The sequence below is a fragment of the Acetoanaerobium pronyense genome (assembly GCF_017874355.1).
In the GTDB taxonomy this organism is placed as follows: domain Bacteria; phylum Bacillota; class Clostridia; order Peptostreptococcales; family Filifactoraceae; genus Acetoanaerobium; species Acetoanaerobium pronyense.
This window is the reverse complement of sequence record NZ_JAGGLI010000001.1, coordinates 1-18,891: the sequence shown is the minus strand read 5'-3', so window position 1 is coordinate 18,891 and position 18,891 is coordinate 1. Positions and strand designations below refer to the sequence as shown.

Annotated in this window: 23 protein-coding genes; all 23 read right to left on the bottom strand. The window is 34.8% G+C overall.

All coding sequences use genetic code 11. From position 1 onward, the window contains the following. Positions 1-17: 17 nt before the first annotated feature. The 23 genes from J2Z35_RS00115 to J2Z35_RS14915 all read right to left on the bottom strand — a co-directional run bounded on the left by J2Z35_RS00115 (position 18) and on the right by J2Z35_RS14915 (position 18,876). Positions 18-1,205 (bottom strand): glycine C-acetyltransferase, encoded by a 1,188-nt coding sequence (locus J2Z35_RS00115; protein ID WP_209658096.1) that lies wholly within the window; start codon positions 1,203-1,205, stop codon positions 18-20. A 27-nt stretch (positions 1,206-1,232) separates the two neighbouring features. Then, positions 1,233-2,195: an L-threonine 3-dehydrogenase gene (locus J2Z35_RS00110; RefSeq protein WP_209658094.1), complete on the bottom strand. Its 963-nt coding sequence runs from the start codon at positions 2,193-2,195 to the stop codon at positions 1,233-1,235. 242 nt (positions 2,196-2,437) lie between these two features. Continuing rightward, on the bottom strand, positions 2,438-2,896 hold the full coding sequence (locus J2Z35_RS00105; protein WP_209658092.1) for a chemotaxis protein CheX: 459 nt from the start codon (positions 2,894-2,896) through the stop codon (positions 2,438-2,440). Between the two features lie 110 nt (positions 2,897-3,006). Next, positions 3,007-3,765, bottom strand: coding sequence for an ABC transporter permease (locus J2Z35_RS00100; protein ID WP_209658090.1), 759 nt, complete (start codon positions 3,763-3,765; stop codon positions 3,007-3,009). Between the two features lie 4 nt (positions 3,766-3,769). Next, positions 3,770-4,480 (bottom strand): ABC transporter ATP-binding protein, encoded by a 711-nt coding sequence (locus J2Z35_RS00095; RefSeq protein WP_209658088.1) that lies wholly within the window; start codon positions 4,478-4,480, stop codon positions 3,770-3,772. Next, positions 4,480-5,421 (bottom strand): ABC transporter substrate-binding protein, encoded by a 942-nt coding sequence (locus J2Z35_RS00090; protein WP_209658086.1) that lies wholly within the window; start codon positions 5,419-5,421, stop codon positions 4,480-4,482. The genes J2Z35_RS00095 and J2Z35_RS00090 overlap by 1 nt, the downstream gene beginning before the upstream one ends. Positions 5,422-5,590: 169 nt before the next feature. Further along, positions 5,591-5,881, bottom strand: coding sequence for a hypothetical protein (locus J2Z35_RS00085; RefSeq protein WP_245330683.1), 291 nt, complete (start codon positions 5,879-5,881; stop codon positions 5,591-5,593). A gap of 21 nt (positions 5,882-5,902) precedes the next feature. Then, positions 5,903-6,784 (bottom strand): hypothetical protein, encoded by an 882-nt coding sequence (locus J2Z35_RS00080; protein ID WP_209658084.1) that lies wholly within the window; start codon positions 6,782-6,784, stop codon positions 5,903-5,905. Beyond that, positions 6,781-8,985, bottom strand: a complete 2,205-nt coding sequence (locus J2Z35_RS00075; protein ID WP_209658082.1) for a heavy metal translocating P-type ATPase — start codon at positions 8,983-8,985, stop codon at positions 6,781-6,783. Before J2Z35_RS00075 ends, J2Z35_RS00080 begins: the two co-directional genes overlap by 4 nt. A gap of 12 nt (positions 8,986-8,997) precedes the next feature. After that, positions 8,998-9,372 carry an HMA2 domain-containing protein gene (locus J2Z35_RS00070; RefSeq protein ID WP_209658080.1) on the bottom strand — a complete coding sequence of 125 codons (375 nt, stop codon included), beginning with the start codon at positions 9,370-9,372 and terminating at the stop codon, positions 8,998-9,000. Then, positions 9,372-9,950: an HMA2 domain-containing protein gene (locus J2Z35_RS00065; protein WP_209658077.1), complete on the bottom strand. Its 579-nt coding sequence runs from the start codon at positions 9,948-9,950 to the stop codon at positions 9,372-9,374. The genes J2Z35_RS00070 and J2Z35_RS00065 overlap by 1 nt, the downstream gene beginning before the upstream one ends. Positions 9,951-10,123: 173 nt before the next feature. Further along, on the bottom strand, positions 10,124-10,939 hold the full coding sequence (locus J2Z35_RS00060) for a metal ABC transporter solute-binding protein, Zn/Mn family (RefSeq protein WP_209658074.1): 816 nt from the start codon (positions 10,937-10,939) through the stop codon (positions 10,124-10,126). A gap of 16 nt (positions 10,940-10,955) precedes the next feature. Next, positions 10,956-11,762: a metal ABC transporter permease gene (locus tag J2Z35_RS00055; protein ID WP_209658072.1), complete on the bottom strand. Its 807-nt coding sequence runs from the start codon at positions 11,760-11,762 to the stop codon at positions 10,956-10,958. Next, complete coding sequence (locus J2Z35_RS00050) at positions 11,750-12,457, bottom strand: metal ABC transporter ATP-binding protein (protein WP_209658070.1); 708 nt, start codon at positions 12,455-12,457, stop codon at positions 11,750-11,752. The genes J2Z35_RS00055 and J2Z35_RS00050 overlap by 13 nt, the downstream gene beginning before the upstream one ends. 190 nt (positions 12,458-12,647) lie before the next feature. Beyond that, positions 12,648-13,070, bottom strand: a complete 423-nt coding sequence (gene fabZ, locus J2Z35_RS00045; protein ID WP_209658067.1) for a 3-hydroxyacyl-ACP dehydratase FabZ — start codon at positions 13,068-13,070, stop codon at positions 12,648-12,650. 1 nt (position 13,071) lies between these two features. Then, positions 13,072-14,310, bottom strand: coding sequence for a beta-ketoacyl-ACP synthase II (fabF, locus tag J2Z35_RS00040; protein WP_209658065.1), 1,239 nt, complete (start codon positions 14,308-14,310; stop codon positions 13,072-13,074). A 13-nt stretch (positions 14,311-14,323) separates the two neighbouring features. After that, positions 14,324-15,055 (bottom strand): 3-oxoacyl-[acyl-carrier-protein] reductase, encoded by a 732-nt coding sequence (gene fabG, locus J2Z35_RS00035; RefSeq protein ID WP_209658063.1) that lies wholly within the window; start codon positions 15,053-15,055, stop codon positions 14,324-14,326. Continuing rightward, positions 14,985-15,995, bottom strand: coding sequence for an ACP S-malonyltransferase (fabD, locus tag J2Z35_RS00030; RefSeq protein WP_209658061.1), 1,011 nt, complete (start codon positions 15,993-15,995; stop codon positions 14,985-14,987). The genes fabG and fabD overlap by 71 nt, the downstream gene beginning before the upstream one ends. Before the next feature lie 13 nt (positions 15,996-16,008). After that, on the bottom strand, positions 16,009-16,962 hold the full coding sequence (fabK, locus tag J2Z35_RS00025; RefSeq protein WP_209658059.1) for an enoyl-[acyl-carrier-protein] reductase FabK: 954 nt from the start codon (positions 16,960-16,962) through the stop codon (positions 16,009-16,011). A 69-nt stretch (positions 16,963-17,031) separates the two neighbouring features. Then, the gene (gene acpP, locus J2Z35_RS00020) at positions 17,032-17,259 is read right to left on the bottom strand and encodes an acyl carrier protein (RefSeq protein ID WP_209658057.1); all 228 of its coding nucleotides are present in this window, start codon (positions 17,257-17,259) and stop codon (positions 17,032-17,034) included. A 30-nt stretch (positions 17,260-17,289) separates the two neighbouring features. Beyond that, a complete protein-coding gene (locus J2Z35_RS00015) occupies positions 17,290-18,267 on the bottom strand; it encodes a beta-ketoacyl-ACP synthase III (protein WP_209658055.1) in 978 nt (325 codons plus the stop codon). A 20-nt stretch (positions 18,268-18,287) separates the two neighbouring features. Next, positions 18,288-18,659: a MarR family winged helix-turn-helix transcriptional regulator gene (locus J2Z35_RS00010; protein WP_245330682.1), complete on the bottom strand. Its 372-nt coding sequence runs from the start codon at positions 18,657-18,659 to the stop codon at positions 18,288-18,290. 58 nt (positions 18,660-18,717) lie between these two features. Beyond that, positions 18,718-18,876, bottom strand: coding sequence for an ATP-binding protein (locus J2Z35_RS14915; RefSeq protein ID WP_334300513.1), 159 nt, complete (start codon positions 18,874-18,876; stop codon positions 18,718-18,720). Positions 18,877-18,891: the final 15 nt, after the last annotated feature.

The window sequence follows — 18,891 nt, the reverse complement described above, 5'->3', positions numbered from 1 at the left end:
TATAGTATATAAATTTTTTAAAGTATATTCATTTCCTTGCCAACTGTTTCAAATATCTCTACTGCTCTATCAAGTTGCTCTTTCGTATGTCCAGCAGTAACCATGCATCTTACTCTTCCTGTACCTTTTGGAACTGTAGGGAATACTATAGGGCTTACAAAAACTCCAGCTTCAAATAGCTTTTTAGAGAACTCTATAGCCTTTGCCTCTTCTCCGATTATGATAGGAGTGATTGGAGTCTCACTTTCTCCTGTATTGAATCCAAGAGTCGACATTTTTTCTTTGAAATATCTAGCGTTATCCCAAAGTTTGTCAGTATACTCTTCACTTTCCATAAGCATTTTTATTGCTTCGATTATAGCTCCTATTGCAGCTGGTGGAAGTGCTGTTGAGAATAGGAATGGTCTTCCTCTGTTTTTAAGCCATTCTATTGAAGCTTTTTTACCTGCAACATATCCTCCAACTACCCCTATAGCTTTTGATAGTGTTCCTATAGTGAAATCTACTCTTCCGTGAAGATCAAAATGGTCTATTGTTCCTCTACCACTTTGTCCAAGTACTCCACTTGAGTGAGCATCATCAACATAAGTCATACAATTGTATTTTTCAGCTATTTCAACAATTTCTGGAAGCTTTGCTATATCTCCATCCATTGAGAAAACACCATCTGTTATTATAAGAACATTGTTATATTTATCTCTGTCTTCTTTTAATATTCTCTCAAGGTCTTCCATGTCAGAGTGCTTATATCTAGCTTTCTTAGCCTTTGAAAGTCTTGCTCCATCTATTATTGAAGCGTGATTTAGCTCATCAGAAAGGATAAGGTCTCCTTCATCTGTAACAGCTTGGATTGTTCCTGCATTACAATTGAATCCAGATTGAAATACAAGTACTGCTTCTTCTCTTTTAAACTCAGCAAGAAGTTCCTCAAGCTCATCATGAATCTTCATGTTTCCTATTATCGGTCTTACAGCTCCTGCTCCCGCTCCAAATTCTTCTATAGCAGCTATTGCAGCTTTTTTAAGTCTTGGATGATTTGAAAACCCAAGATAGTTATTTGATGATAGGTTTATTACTTTTTTTCCATTTACAAGACACTCAGCTTCATTTGGTCCATCTAGTGTAGCTATTTCCTTGTAAAGACCTGTTGCTTTTAACTCATCAACCTTGTCTTTTAAATATTTCATATCATGTATATTTGACATTTTATCCTCCTTATTACTATCTCTAAATTACTTGTAGCTTATTCCAAGTTTTTCTGAAAGCTTATCAAGCATATCTATAGTCATTGTCTCTAGTGTATAGTCAGGCTTCCATCCCCACTCTTCTTTTGCGCATGAATCATCAAGAGAATTTGGCCAAGAATTAGCTATAGCTTGTTTTACTGGATCAACATCATATGTCAGTTCAAACTCTGGTATATGCTTTCTGATTTCTGCAGCTATTTTTTCTGGGTCAAAGCTCATTGCTGTAACATTAAATGCATTTCTGTGAACAAGCTTAGATGGATCTGCTTCCATAAGGTCATGAATAGCCTTTATTGCGTCAGGCATATACATCATATCCATTTGAGTTCCCTTGTCTATGAAAGATGCATATTTCTTTTGCTTAAGTGCTTCGTAATATATATGAACAGCATAATCTGTAGTTCCTCCACCTGGAAGTGCTTTGTAAGATATAAGACCTGGGAATCTAACTCCTCTTGTATCTACACCAAATCTCTTGTAGTAGTAGTCGCAAAGAAGCTCTCCACCAACTTTTGTAACTCCATATATAGTTGTAGGTCTTTGTATTGTATCCTGAGGCGTGTTATCAGCAGGAGTACTAGGTCCAAAAGCCGCTATTGAGCTTGGAGTAAATACTGCTGCTCCTCTTTCTCTTGCAACCTCAAGAATATTGAAAAGTCCGTTCATGTTTATGTTGTATGCTAGCTGAGGATTTCCTTCCGCTACAGCTGAAAGAAGTGCTGCAAGGTTTATTACTGTATTTACATTATGCTTTTCGCAAGCATCAGCTACCTGCTGTGCGTTAAGTATGTCAACTATTTCAAATGGTCCGCTTTCAAAGATATAATCTGGTCCTTCTTTTCTTAATCCACTTGCTATTACATTGTCATTTCCATATTGCTCTCTAAGGTACATTGTAAGCTCAGTACCTATTTGTCCAAGTGATCCAGTGATAAGGATTTTTCTCATTTCTTCAACCTCCAAGTTGTTTTTAACACAATACTTTTGTGTTTAATTGAAAAACAATTTTCACGAATAAACGTTTTTTCGAGTACTATTAATCCTATTATAACGATAATTCATATAAAAATAAAGAGATTCTTATACTAATTTTCAATTTTTAAAATAATTAATTTAAACTTTAGTATTTTTTTCACAATAAAACCCTTCACCAGATATTTTACTAGTAAAGGGTTTTGAGTTTGATTTTTTTAGTCTAAAGCCACATAAAGATCAAATCTAATTCCGTCTATGTCAAATTCTACATTTATCATATTTTCACTGCTAGTCATAATCTCTATATCACTTCCATACATCATTGTAGGAACAGAAATATCTATATTAATCCCATCATTAGAAAAATTAATGCTGCCGTTTGCTGTGAGCATATTGGAAAGTTCCGAGAGGGCGCTCTTAGCCATATCATCCAAGCTTTCAACGGGCATTCCCATCATCATAGTGGATGCTATTTTTCTGCTTCCCATTTCATTTATGGTGTAAACTACATTTCCTTTTACATCTCCAACTACATTGAGCATAAGAACTACACCGCTAGTCTTTAGAGGCCTATTGTTAAGAGCAATTCCTTTTCTCTCAACACTTGAAAAGCCAAGCTGTGGCATAACTTCTAAAACGGATTTTATAAAAGGGTTTATCATTTTTGCATCCATTTTCACTCCACCCACCTTAAATCACTTGTCAGTCTACAACTATTATACTATAAATACAGGGATATAAACAGAATAGTTTGAGTACAATTTACTGTTTTTCTTTAAATGCCTTATAACCATCCACATAATCTTTTTTCAATTTTGTCAATGATTTTAAAAATCAAAAGACCCATTAGGCTTATTGCAATAATTCCAGAAAACATAGACATATAATCTACCATTAAAAAACTATTCATTATAAAATATCCTATTCCATAAGAAGTTGCAAAGTTTTCCGCAAAGAAAAGAGCAGATATACTTATTCCTATACTTATTCTAAGGGCTGTTAGTAGCTTTGGAAGTATACTTGGAATGATTATATGTATTATTTTAAATTTTAGATTTAGATTAAGTGATTTTGCAGACAAGTGCACTTCATTTGGAATTTCCTTTATAGCATCTCTTGTACCAATCACGATTTGAAATATAATAATTGAAAAAATCAAAGCAATTTTAGAGTTATCTCCAAGTCCAAATATTATCATCATAACTGGCAAAAATGCTATTTTGGGGATTGGATATCCTATATATATTAGTGGTCTTAGTATATATTCCCATTTTCTGCTCATTCCCATCAATATTCCAAGAGGTAGTCCAATTACTACCGAAAGCACAATAGATACAGTTATTCTTTTTAGGCTATGTATTATATGAAAAATCAAATCTTTTTCTAATATAGCTTTAATAAAGTGAGGGATTGACAATACTGGAGATGGGACAATATTTGAATCAATGATTATACTTGCTATATGCCAAATGCTTAAAATTAAAATAGCCCCATATATTTTACTTATGCCCTTTGTCTTAAGGATATTAAAAGACTCGTTCATTCTTCTACCCTTCTTCCAGTATTTCTCTTATTTTAATACAGTTTTCATAAAATTCCCTGCTCTTCCTTATATCTTTTTTTCCAAAAGAACTGTTTTCAACAATACTTCTAATTTTCCCTTTATTCATCACAACTATTCTTTGTCCTAAAAAAACAGCCTCTTCTATATTATGAGTTACAAAAATCAAGGATTTCTTATCCTTTGTAACTATTTCCATTATAATATCTTGTATATCTTCCTTTGTCATAGCATCAAGAGCCGAAGACATTTCATCCATCAGAAGAATATCAGGCTCAAGGGCTAAAGTTCTTCCAATTGCAACTCTTTGCTTCTGACCACCACTTATTTCCTTAGGAAATTTATCCTTTAGTTCAAATATATTCAGTCTCTTTAGTATATTGTTTGAAAGCTCTTTTGAGATTTTAATGTCTTTGCCTTTTGCCTTAAGGGGAAGAATAATATTTTGCTCTACGCTCTTCCACGGAAAAAGACCATAGTTTTGAAATATAATTCCAATTTCTCCCCTTGTAAATAGATTCCCTTTTTCAATTTTCTCAGGAGATATAAGTCCTGCAATAATATATAAAAGTGTAGTTTTTCCACATCCTGAAGGTCCAATTATGGCAAGAGTGGTATTTTCCTTTATTTCAAGGTTTATATTATCAAGTACTTTTTCTTTTCCATATGAAAATGAAAGAGATTCTAATTTTATCATTAGTTTATAAACTTCCTTTCAAATATATCCGAAGCTTCTATAGATATTTCTTTTCCAAGCTCTTTTTCTATCCAGTTTATTATTTGGCTAACATATTCATCATTTGGAAGCTGAGCTATTTTATACTCTGGAAGATCCATCATATCTTTTATATCTTCTATAAGACTAAGTTTTTTTATTAAAAGCTCTCTTGCCAGAGAGTCATCTTCATTTATATCCTTTACCGCCATATTATAGCCTTCATGAAAAGCTTTTATAGCCCCTTCTTTTTCATTGATTGCTTTTTCTGTAAATACAAAAATATCTGGGCAGTAACCATCTTTATTTTCATAGATTATCTTTTCAAGCCTATCTAGGCTGCCCATTGTTGCGACAGGTTCAGGGAAAACTCCCATATCAACATTTCCTGTTTTTATCATTTCAAGTCTTGCTGGAATTTCATTTATAAAGATTTTTTCGATATCATGGTTTTCAGAAAGCCATTCATCTGCCAAATAATTTGTAACGCTAACCTCCATAAGAGCCATTGATATATTTTCTTTATCTTCAAAGCCTTCTCTAACAAGTATAGGAAACATTCCATCAGTAAGCATAGTTCCCTTTATATCAAATCCACCCTGCACATTCATTAAAAGAGCTATGATATCGGATATTGCTCCATCTACTTGCCCTGTTTGAAGAGCACTTTGTCTATCTTGTCCACTTGTAAATAACTCAACCTCTAAATCAAGTCCTAGCTGCTCGAAATATCCTTTTTCCTGTGCCACAAAAATAGGAGCTGCATCTACCGCAGGCATTACACCAATCTTAAGATTCATGTCTGCTGATACTTCTTCCGTTTTACTTTCAGTTACCTCTGTATTATTCCCCACTGTACAACCTGAAAACATAAAAATACTCATTGCAATAATTAGTACAACTACCTTAATACTATTTTTCATCTTCTTCCTCCTCGTTTATCTTTGTTAACTATTTAATTTTAATGTTAAAATTTCTACATAGCAACTTGATTTAATAATTTAAATACTTACAAAATAAACAAAACACCTTCGGATAATAAATCTCAAGGTGTTTTGTTTAAAAACCTATTATTTTTTAAAAAATAAATATTTAGCCTTCTGATACTACAGTTTCTTCTCCAGCTTCCATTTCTCTTTCAGCAATTAAATCTTCTATATGTTCTTTTCTTAGTAATAATTCTTCAAGGGTAAGTTGGGCTAAATCCTGTTCTTTTGCCTTTGGAACAACTACTCCATGCTGAGCTAAAAATCCGTCAATATTATCTTTATTTTTCATGTATACATAATAGCCAGTTGCCGCCACTCCAACTCCTACAACAAATCCAGTTACATGTGCCTTTGTAATTCCTGTTTTACCTAATCCTAGTCCCATATAATTCATTAAAATCACTCCTCTTTAAAATTAAATTTCTTTAAGGCTCTCAAGCCTCATATAAACAGGCATAGGTTTTCGAGAAATTCCCTCTAAAACATTGCCATGCTTTCTTGACATTTGTTGAACCTGTTCAAAAATAGTCTGATGCCCTTTACTGGATGTGGTTCCAACTAGTCTGCTTAATCCTGCAACAAAAAACTTTATAGGATTTCGTACCAGCTCTTCATCACTTATTGGTCTTACCCTCACATCTACATAAGGTCTATTTTTATCATCAATTACTTCATTCGCCTCAAGTAGACAATGCTCTTCAATAGGATGAGCTAGATGTCTTCCAAATGTAGCACCCCATGTAATCAAACTTGCCCCCAGAAAATTCCCTTTAACCATTGAATTAAAAAGGTATACTACTGATATGACCTCTGGGTCGTAAATCCCTTCTCGTTTTACTTCTCTCCATGCATGATTTAAAACTGAAAGTAGCGTACTTATTCCTGCATTGTATGATAGTATTCGTTTTACATCATTACCACTATTTTGCATAGCTGAACCTGGAGTATAAAAGTTAAGCAATTTTGATAGAGTAGCAACTAAAAGAGATGTAGCCGCATAGTAATCTAGAGGCGTCAACTTATGCCTTCTTTCAATTTTTACAATGTTAACCGGATTATTGCCATATTCCAAAGAAAAAGCAATACCCACTCTAACTATTATTTCCGTGCTTGAAACCACAGACGGGTTATAATATATTAAGAGAGATTTTGTAATTGGAGTATAAGTGATTTCATTTACGCCTTCATGTCTTCTAACTTGACTTATAAATTTGCTTGCATCTCTTGGAGCTTTAAGAAGTCTAAGCCTAATACGTCCTGGAATTCTGTGTGAAATGACTACGCTTAACTCTTTCAATTAAGCTCCCTCCTTTCAAAGTTCTTAATTAAGAGCCTTCCAGAATTTAGCACCACAAATATAGTTGAAGAGTTATGAAGTACAGAACTCCAAAAAACTGGGATTATACCAAATGCAGATAAACCTATTCCTATAGAATTAATACCTATAACCATTGCAAAATTTTCTTTTATAGTTCTCATAGTTGATCTTGCAAGTCTAATAGTTGAAGGTATCAAAAGAGGATCGTCATTAGTTATAGTTACACTAGATGATTCTATTGCCACATCAGTTCTAGTATTTCCCATAGCTATTCCTACATCTGCATATGCTAGGGCTGGAGCATCATTTATTCCATCTCCAATCATCATTACCTTAGAGCCACTTGATTGCATATTTAATATAGTTTTTGCTTTATCTTCAGGCATTAACTCACCTTTATAATCGTCCATATGCATTCTCGAAGCCACTATCTCAGCTTGGAAAGAAATATCTCCTGTAAGCAATCTTATATCATCAAACCCCATATTTCTGAGTCTATTTAATGCTTTTTTCATATTTTCTTTTAAAGCATCATGGATTCCAATAACTCCTAATAACTTGTCTTCAAGAGAAACATATACAACTGCTTCTCCAAGTTGCTCCATCACCTTAATATCTTGATATAGCTCTGTGATATCAATACCATTTGCTTTCATATATCTTCTGTTTCCAACTCTTACTATTCCTTTATCTTCTACAACTGTATTAACACCTTGACCTACATCAGTTTGTATTAAACCATGGACTGGAATTTCATATCCAGATTTTTTTGTTTTTTCCAAAATAGCATATGCAATTGGATGAGAGGAGTCTTCCTCTGCTGCCGAAGCCATTTCAATAACCACTTGCTCACTTATATCTTTTACACAAATAATCGTTGTCACCTTTGGTCTACCCTCTGTTATTGTTCCAGTTTTATCTAAAACCAGTGAGTCTGCCTGAGCTAGTGCTTCAATATAATTGCCCCCCTTGATTAAAACTCCGTTTCTCGCTGCATTATATATAGAGGCTGATAAGGCTGTAGCAGTTGAAAGCCTTACTCCACAGGAATAATCTATAATCATCATGCTTAGCGCTCTATTTATATCTCTAGTAAATAAAAACATCGTCCCTGCAAGTAAAAAATTTAGTGGAATAAGCCTAGCAGAAAACTTGTCCATATATGTCTGGATTTGAGCTTTTTTGCTGGCTGCATCTTCAACCATATGAACGATTCTAGCAACAGTGGTCTCATCTCCTACTCTATTGACCTTGATGCGTATCTGTCCTGATTTTAGTATTGTCCCAGCATAAACTTGCTGACCTTTGATTGCATGAGATGGATAAAATTCTCCTGTAATTGCTGCCTGATCTATATATCCTTCTCCTTCGATGACAACTCCGTCAATGCTTAGCTTATCTCCAGTTTGAATACTTACTACTTCATCAGGTTTGATATGTTCAACTGGCGTGAGTAAAAGCCTTCCATCTTCCCCAACTACAAAATGACTATTATCTCCGGTATCAAGCATATCCTTTATTGCATTTCTAGTGTTGCTTATTGTATAAGCAGTCATTAACTCCGCAATATCTGAAAGTAAAATTGTGATTAAGGCTGATACCCCTCTACCTGTAAGGACAGCTGTGATAATAGCAGTAGCTGTTAAGGTATCAGCATTTGGTCTTTTAGTTTTAACTAAAGAATTTACACCGCTTTTGAATATATCTAATGAGAGAAGTAAACTTATAATTGAAGCTGTTTTGTTTTTTCTTCCCTGAAAAGCAATGTTTCGTGTTTTAATCCCCAAAATCAGCAAAGCTCCAGATGATATTACAACCCTTTTGAGCATATCTTCAACTGATACATCCTGAAGCCTTCTTTCATTTACGGTTAATGAATTTTTTTTAGCTCTCTCCGCTGAATAAGCATGAAGTGAGTATATGCCAATGTGACTCTCAACTATATCTATTACATCTTCTGCATTTAATGTATCTTTGTCATAGTGAATTAATATGCCTCCTGTGATTGGAGTATATTCTACAGAATAAAAGGATGTACATTTGTTCATAGATTTTAAAAGTGCTTCTTGGAATTCCCCAAGATAAAATAAAGCCTTAGATCTAAGCCTTAGTCTTCCAGGTAAGCTATGGGAAACTTGCACCTTCATTAGAGGCATTTCTTTTGTTTTTACTTTTAGCATAACCCTTGCCTCCTACTCTATAAAATCAAAATTTTCTTTCATAAGTTCTATAAAATGATTTATAGCATCAGTTTGCTTATCTGGAGTGTAGTTTTCAAATTCTCCTCTATTTTTTAAAGCTAATTTTGCCATGGATTTTAGATTTTTTAATATCTCGTTTTCTGTTATTAAGGTTTTATCATATATTATAAGTGCATTGCCAGTTAGAAAGCAGACCTCTATTTTACTTATTCCCTTTATCCTTTTTACAGCATCAAAATAATTTGAATCTATATGCCATTTAGACGGTATATTTTTTATAAGTGGAATATGAAGTCTTAGTCTTCCTGGTAATGAATGTACAATACGAAACTTATATAGGGTGTTTAAAAGCATTACTTCTATCATTAGATCACCGGCCTTCCAAGCCCCAAAGTATTATAAGCCCAGTAAAGAAGTGTAATAGGCTTTGGGCTTCCTAGACTTTTGGTACGCATATACTCTCTAAGTGCTAAAAGGATAAAAATTATGGGTATCATTGTATTTATATCAACTAAACCCTTTGTTTTTTCTAAAATTCCATAGTTTAAAGAATTATGAGCAAGTCTTATCTCTTTTGAAATTAAAGATGTATCATTACTAATTTCATTGTCTATTCCAGTTAGCCTTATAATCGCGCTTATTAAAAGGTCTCCTTTTATCTTTTCAGGATTATATATAATAAGCATGGACCCTATAGTTGAGTTGAATCCCACATTTTCAATCCCATCAACCTTCGAAAGTTGTATGGCTATATTATGACTTTGTTCCTCAACTTTAAAAAAATCAGAGTATATTCTCAATCTCCCGTTTATATTTTGTCTTACATCAAGTTTTCCATTGAAGCTCAATGTTTTTTTAGAATCATTTGAACTAGCCTTCCTAATTTGCTTGTTTATTACCTGAAAAGCTATCATTCCATATAAAACACTAGACAGCATTCCCATCTATATTCCCTCCTTTATTAAAATTTATTTTATATAACTAAGTTATTTTTAAGTAAACTAGCCTTAAATATATTACCAATATAAAAAATGGTATAATCCTTATTAATATTAATAAAGATTATACCATTTCTAGGGAAAATAATAACGAAAATTTCAGACTTTTATGTTTGAATTTAATATATTCCTAGCTTCTGCCCATTTTCTTTAAAAAGATCAATTAGACTTTTATGCTCTGGTCCTGGGAAGTTTCTAAGTACTACTATCTCAGATTGGCTAATTTCACTTATAGCTTCTCCTTGAGGATTATGGAAATTGTCTATAATCAGTGAATGCTCCATAGCTCCAAGCTCGGCTATTTTAGCAGGACTTGAATCATCAGCTGAAAATACAGAAACCACATCAAAGCCAAGAGAAGTTACAAACTCAGCAACATGTGCATGAGCCAACACCTTCATATTTTCCATATCTTTTTCCTTCATATTTGCTTTTAACGTGTTGACAACTTCTTCAAGCTCATCTATCCATATTTTTTGCTCATCCTCAGTATCTAGCCTTTTAGCAAGAATTTCTGTCTGCTCTTTTAGATTTTCAAATGTATTTGTGGTTCTTACATTTATTATTTTTTCTTCGTCTATATCATTTGATTCTATTATTTTTCTCATAAAAGGTTCATATCCTGCCATCACAATAAAATCTGCATTTTGAATCTGCTCTATATCACTTGGTTTAAAATCATATTCAGGAGGGTGTCTTAAATCAATTGGAGCTATTGTAATGACATTTTTTGCTCCAGCCCCCTCGGCTATGTATGCGGTCCAGCTTGTTGAGGCTACAATATTTATCTCATTTTGGTTTTCTGATACATCTTGCATTTCTTGTCCCTTAGATACTTCCTCAGGACTTTCATTATTTGTGCATCCAACAACTGATGCTCCAAGAACAAATAAAAGCATTAATAAAGCTATAATTTTCAATTTAGTATTTTTCATCTTTTCCTCCTGTATTTTAAAATTTCCTTTTGATTAAAAGACTTGTCATAAGTAGTAGCACTCCTATAAGAGTTATAGTGACTCCTGTAGGAGAGTCATATACCATGGAAAAAAGAAGTCCTCCTGTACTTGATATAATTCCAAATACTGATGTCAATATAAGCATTTGCTTAAAGTTTTTTGCTAAACCTGCCGCAGCCATAGCCGGCAAGAGTATCATAGAATCTATAAGAAGAGCTCCAACAACCTTCATCGCTACTCCTACTGAAAGGCCAGTTAGAAATAAGAGTGAGTTTCTTAGTCTTTTTACGGGAACTCCAAGCCACTGAGCTTGCTCTGGATCATAAAAAATAAGCTGGATTTCTCTATAAAATACTATAAATACTAAAAGAATTATAATTGAAAGAATCATTACAAAATAAAGGTCAAGTCTAGTAAGTGTAAGTATACTACCGGTGAACAAACCAAATACATCAAGGGCTGGTACTCCTGTCTTATAAAAGATTAAAAAGGCAAGAGCCATACTTCCAGTCATAAAAAAAGCACCTATAAGTCCTGTGTCCACCTTGAATTTGTCAGATAAAGGTCCAAAAAGCAATGAGCCTAAGGCTATTGCAAAGAGTGCAAAGGTCAAAGGATTTGCTCCAAGAGCTAGTCCTATCGCTCCTCCCAAAAGCCCAAAGTGCATAAGTGCAAAGCGAATAGTTGTAATATTAAACATCACAATCACATTTCCAAGAAGAGATATTAATCCCCCTGCAAATAAAGAGGCTATAAGAGCTCTTTGAAAAATTGATATTTTTAAAAGCTCTAATATTTCCATGAATCATCCTCCTCATAGGAATATGATTGTCCATTCTTTATAAGTATTGACCTGTCACTTATCTGATATGACCTATTATGGTCATGGCTTATCATAAGTATGGAAATTTTAAAGCTTTCTCTTATTTTTATGATTGTTTTTTCAAGCCTTTCAATAGACTCTTTATCCAAATGGGTGTTTGGCTCGTCTAAAAGCAGTATTTTGGGCTCCCTTACAAGGGCTCTTGCAATGTTTAGTCTTTGTCTTTGACCCCCTGATAAATTTCGGCAATCCGTATCTTTAAGTTCTTTGAGGTCTACTAGAGATAAAACCTCTAGAGTCATTTCCTTATCTTCTTTTGAAGGCTTTTTCATATACTTAAAGGAAGTCCCCCATCTTCCAAGTAGGGTAGCATCAAATACACTAATGGGAAACTTGCTTGTATTGTGACCTTGAGGGACATATCCAATCTGTGTTCTTAGCCAGCTTTTATCCCTGAGCTTTGTAATATCCTTTCCCAAAACCTTAATTGAACCTTTATTAATAGGAATTAGCTGAAGAATTCCTCTAAATAGTGTGGTCTTTCCTGCTCCATTTTCTCCAAATATAGCTACAAACTCACCTTCAGCCAATGTAAAATTGATATCTTTTAGAACTATATCTTTCCCATATCTTATTTCTATTTGATTTAATTCTATGGCGTTAGAATAGTTCATAACAAAATTCCTCTCTAGTTTTAAACATTATCTTAAAATTGATTCTATCAGCACAAGATTTATTATATAGTTAGGATTTAAAAAAGACAAGATTATTAGGGTTTCCTATTAATCCTGTCTTTCAATTATAATCATTAAATTTAAAGTTTTAAAAATCACTATAGCTTTAGTCTCAATATGATATTAAGATTTATCCTATAGCAAACATTATTTCTGCTTCTACAGCTACTTCTTCTCCTACAGAGGCTCTGGCTTTTCCTATTCCAAGGCCTGCTCTTGATTTTATAATCTCCACCTCAAGAGTAAGAGTATCTCCAGGCTTGACTTTTCTTTTAAATCTAGCCTTGTTGATTCCTGCAAAGTAGGCTATCTTTCCTTTGTTTTCCTCAAGGCTAAGTACTGCGACCGCACCAGTCTGAGCAAGTGCTTCTATTATAAGTACTCCTGGCATTACATGCTCCTGAGGAAAGTGTCCTTGAAAGTAGTATTCTGATGCTGTAACTGCCTTGATTCCCTTTGCCTTTATTCCAGGTTCTATTTCTAGTATCCTATCTACTAATAAAAAGGGGTATCTGTGGGGTATTATCTCTTGAATTTGATTACTATCAAGCATATTATCCCTCCCACTTTTTAAGAAGTATAGTTGCATTATGACCACCAAATCCAAGTGAATTTGATAGTGCATATTTAATGTCTGATTTTCTTCCTGTTACAGGAACATAGTCAAGATCACATTCTTCGTCCTTTTCCTTGTATCCTGCTGTTGGGTGTACAAAACCTTCTTCAAGAGATTTTGCGCATGCTATTGCTTCTACGGCTCCAGCTGCTCCAAGCAGGTGTCCTACCATAGACTTTGTAGAGCTTATCATTAGTTTTTCACTATGCTCTTTAAAGGTTCTTTTAATAGCCGCAGTTTCTATTTTGTCATTGTAAGGGGTACTGGTTCCATGAGCATTTATATAGTCTACATCAGAAGGATTAATACCAGCATCCTCTATTGCAAGCTCCATAGCCCTTGATCCTCCATCTCCTGTAGGCTCAGGGGATGTAATATGATATGCGTCACTTGTAGTTGCATATCCTACAACCTCTGCATATATCTTTGCTCCTCTTTTTTGAGCATGCTCAAGTGATTCTAGTACAACTACTCCAGCTCCCTCTCCCATTACAAAACCATCTCTTTCCTTGTCAAAAGGTATAGATGCTCTCTTTGGGTCTCCTGAAGTGCTAAGTGCAGTCATAGATGTAAATCCTGCTATAGCAAGAGGAGTTATAGATGCCTCGCTTCCTCCTGCGAAAACTATATCCTGAGAATTATTTTGAATAAGCCTAAAAGCTTCTCCTATTGCATTGGTTCCTGATGCACAAGCAGTTACTACCGATGTGCATACTCCTTTTAAACCTATTGCTATTGCAACGTTTCCTGCTGCCATATTAGATATAGCCATAGGTATGAAAAGAGGTGATACCCTATCTGGACCACTTTTAAGAAGTTTTGTCTGCTCAGTTTCTATTGTGGATAGTCCTCCTATACCACTTCCTATGATTGCTCCAGCTCTTGTTTTATCTAGATTTTCCATATCAAGTTTGCTATCAGTAAGGGCATCCTTTGCAGCCGCAATTGCAAACTGTGAGAACCTGTCTAGTCTCTTTGCTTCTCTTCTTCCTAGTACATCTGATGCACTAAAATCTTTTACCTCTGCTGCAATTTTTACCTTATAGCCCTCTGTATCAAACGAGGAAATAAAATCAATTCCTGATTTTCCTTCTTTTAGAGCTTCCCAAAATGAATCTACTGTGCTTCCAAGTGGAGTTATAGCTCCCATTCCTGTAATTACTACTCTGTTTTTCATATACTCCCCCTAATTACATAACCATTCCGCCATCAACATTGATGACTTGGCCTGTGATATATCTTGAATCTTCATGTGCTAGGAATTTTACCAAATTCGCTACATCCTTCGCCTCTCCCATATCTCTCATTGGGATATTTGAAAGAATAGCCTTTTTAACTTCTTCAGAAAGTTTGTCAGTCATATCTGTTCTTATAAATCCAGGAGCAATTGCATTTACAGTCACTCCAAAAGGAGCCAGCTCTTTAGCGGCAGATTTTGTAAGACCTATGACTCCTGCTTTAGATGCTGCATAGTTTGCCTGTCCAGCATTTCCTATAAGACCTATTACAGAAGATATATTTATTATCTTTCCCTTTTTTTGCTTCATCATAGCCTTGCTTGCATGTCTTATGCAGTTGAAGGTTCCCTTTAGATTAATGTCTATAACTGAGTCAAAATCCTGTTCAGACATCCTTGCAATCAGCTTGTCATTAGTTATTCCAGCATTATTTACAAGAAGGTCAAGACCAGCTTCCTTTACTGCAAAATCTATAAGGCCTTTCACCTGCTCAAAATCACTTATATCAGCTTGGAATTTAAAAGCTTTTGAACCATTTCCTTCTATTTCTGAAATCAAAGAAAACAGGTTTTCATCTTCTTTTCTGTAGTTTACTACTATATCGTATCCAGATTTAGACAACTCTAACGCTATCGTTCTCCCAAGTCCCCTCGTTGCTCCAGTCACTATTGCTACCTTTTGCATATCCTAATACCTCCAGCTTATTGATTGTTTCCTCAAATGAATTGAGATCTTCAATATTCATTATATTTAAAGTTTTATCTATCTTCTTTATAAAAGATGAAAGTGTTTTTCCAGGACCTATTTCTACAAATGTACTTACACCCTGCTCAATCATATATCTAATAGAATCCTCCCACATAACAGAACTCATCACCTGCTTTACAAGAGTCTCCTTAATTTGCGTCTCACATAGTACTTCCTTTGCTGTAACATTTGTAATTACAGGTATTTCCATAGGTGATACATTCACATGATTCAGTTCTCCCCATAGATTTTCTGCTGCATTTTGAAGCATAGAAGTATGAAAAGGCGCACTTACTTTAAGCTCCATAGCTCTTTTTGCTCCTTTTGACTTTGCTATTTCACAAGCTTTTCTTACAGCCTCTACTTCTCCCCCAATTACAGTCTGTCCTGGACAATTAAAATTACTTGGCTCTACAACTCCATGGATTGAAGCTTCTTCACATACCTCTCTAGTTTGGTCTTTTGTAAGCCCCATAATAGCAGCCATTGTTCCAACACCTACGGGTACAGCTTCTTGCATGAACTTTCCTCTTTTTTGAACAAGTCTTACCGTGTCTTCAAATTTCAAGCTATTAGAACATACTAAGGCAGAGTATTCACCAAGGCTCAGTCCTGCAACCATATCAGGCTTTACTCCCTTTTCCTTTACAGCCTCAAGTATTGCAGCCGTAACCGTAACTATAGCGGGTTGCGTTATCTCTGTCATAGCAAGCTGTTCTTCTGAGCCCTCAAAACAGACTGATGTAATACCAAAACCTAGTGCTTTGTCAGCTGTTTCAAAAATCTCTCTTGATGAGCTAAAGTTTTCATAAAAGTCCTTTCCCATCCCTTGATACTGAGCTCCTTGACCTGCAAACACAAATGCCAGTTTATTCATAATAACCTCCTACTTAATCAATAAGGCCTAAATTTTCGCCTGTTGTTTTATAAATTTTTGATAACTCCATCATCATTTCATCTATCATTTCTTTGCAACTTTGCTCTTTATTTATAAGTCCTGCAACCTGTCCTGCCATTATTGAACCAAATTCTATATCACCTTCTATGGCAGCCTTGTATAAAGTTCCTTGACCCATCTTGTCAAGCTCCTTTGGATCTATGTTTTCCTTCTCAAGTGTTTTGAATTTTCTTGAAAGTTTATTTTTAAGGAGCCTCACAGGATGTCCAGTGCTTCTTCCCGTAACTTCTGTATCCGTATCCTTAGCTCCAAGTACCTTTTGTTTGTAATTTGAATGAACAGTACACTCAGTTGCTACAAGGAATCTAGTTCCTACTTGAACAGCATCTGCTCCAAGCATAAAAGCAGCCATCATACCACGTCCGTCAGCTATTCCTCCTGCTGCAACTACTGGAAGATTCACAGCATCAACTATTTGAGGAATAAGTGCCATAGTTGTTATCTCTCCTACATGGCCTCCTGCTTCTCCTCCCTCTGCAATTAGGGCATCCACATTTAATCTTGCCATTCTTTTTGCAAGGGCTACAGAAGGTACAACTGGAATCACCACGATTCCTGCATTTTTCCACATTTCTATATATTTACCTGGATTACCTGCTCCTGTAATTACAACCTTTACCCCTTCTTCACACACAGCATGAGCAATCTCTTCGCTATATGGACTAAGAAGCATTATATTTACAGCAAAAGGTTTGTCCGTTAATTCCTTTGTTTTTCTAATCTGCTGTACAACCCAGTCTTTAGGTGCATTACCTGCTGCTATTACTCCAAGGCCTCCTGCATTTGAAACAGCAGATGCAAGACTGTAGTCTGATATCCAAGCCATTCCACCTTGGATTATTGGATATTGTATACCTAATACATTACACACGCTGGATTTTATCATGTTACATCTCCTTATAAACCACTTTTATCTATTAAGGTCAGACAGTTTAGCGTCTGACCTTATATTTTTTTACTTCTGTGAATCTACAAAAGTTACTATGTCTTGAACTGTCTTAATTTTAGCTGTTTCTTCATCAGCTATCTCAATACCAAACTCATCTTCAAGAGACATAACAATCTCAACTACATCTAGTGAGTCTGCTCCAAGATCGTCTATAAGTACGCTTTCTGGCTTTATTTCCTCTTCTGAAACCTCAAGTTGATCTGCAAGTATAGCTTTTACCTTTTCAATAGTCATTTTAAATTCCTCCATTTTTTTATTTGTTTTTTATTCTTTCCAATTTATTAATAGTGAACCCCATGTAAGCCCTCCTCCAAAACCACAAAGTATAATCTTATGGCCTTTTTTTAGGAGTCCTTTTGTATTCATTTCATCAAGGGCTATAGGGATACTAGCTGAAGAAGTATTACCGCATTTGTCTAAATTCATATAAAATTTTTCTTTTTCTATTCCCATCTTATTTGCTACAGATTCTATTATTCTGTAATTTGCTTGATGAGGTACAATATAGTCAATTTCATCTATATTAATATTTGCACTTTGTAAAACCTTATTAATGCTCTTTGGAATGATTTGGGTTGCAAATCTAAAAATGTCCTTGCCATTCATTCCTATTATTTTTTCTTTTTCCTCTTGTTTTGATAATATATTGTTAACAGGATTTGCAGGAAGAGTAAGACTGCCTTTTACATCTCCATCACTTCCAGAGTACGAAGAGATGATTCCATGGTTTTCGTCTCTTCCTAAAATAGCAGCTCCTGCACCATCTGCAAATATTACGCATGTGTTTCTATCTTTCCAATCAACTACTTTAGAAAGAACCTCTGAACCTATTACAAGAGCATATTTAATATCATCTGATGCTTTTAAAAACTTGTCTGCTATCTGCATAGAGTATACAAAACCTGTACATGCGGCTGTTATGTCAAAGGCAGTAGCATTTTTTGCTCCTAAATTTGCTTGTACAAGGCAAGCAACTGAGGGCATAAAACTATCTGGGGTTATAGTGGCTACAATTATAAGACCTATATCTTCTGGACTTATTCCAGATTTTTCGATTGCTCTTTGTCCTGCTTTTATTGCAAGCTCTGAAGTATCTTCACCACTTGATATCCTTCTTTCTTTTATTCCTGTTCTTTCAGATATCCAGCTGTCACTGGTTTCTACGTATTTGCTCAAATCATCATTAGTTACTATAGAATCAGGGTAATAGCTCCCTGTTCCAATTATGGAAGTATAGCTCATATACTCCCCCTTTCTGGTTCTTATTCGCTGTATTTTTCATCAAAGAAGTGTTTCAATTTTTCAAGAGATCCTATTAGAGCTGTATCTTCTTCAAGGTTTAAATCTTCAAGAAGCTTCTCTACCATTTCGATATGAAACTGCTCATGAATCTTAAAAACTTCTTTTCCCTTTTCCGTTAGTTTGATTAAAACAATCCTTCTATCGGTATCATCTCTTAGCCTTTCTACATAACCCTTCTTCACAAGCCTATTTACAGAGGTCGTAAGGGTGCCTACAGTAATTCTAAGTATCTCAGCCGTTTCAGTCATGGATTTTATATCTTCATAACCTATAGCTTCAATCGTGTGCATCTCATTCATGGAGAGGTCAGTAATACCTCTTGTTACCGGCAAGCATTTTTGTATAAATTTCGGCAAATAATTTTCCCTATTTTTTGGAATATAATTTTCCCTAAAATAGGGATTTTCTATTTTCTAAGCGATAGCTTTTTCCAGTCATATTAAATAGCTCACATTTATATGTTAACCTGTCTAAAACTGCTGTAGTTAGGGCTGGATCGCCCAACAGCTCTGACCAATCTTCAAGCCCTTTATTAGAAGTGATTATTATTGAGGCTTGCTCGTG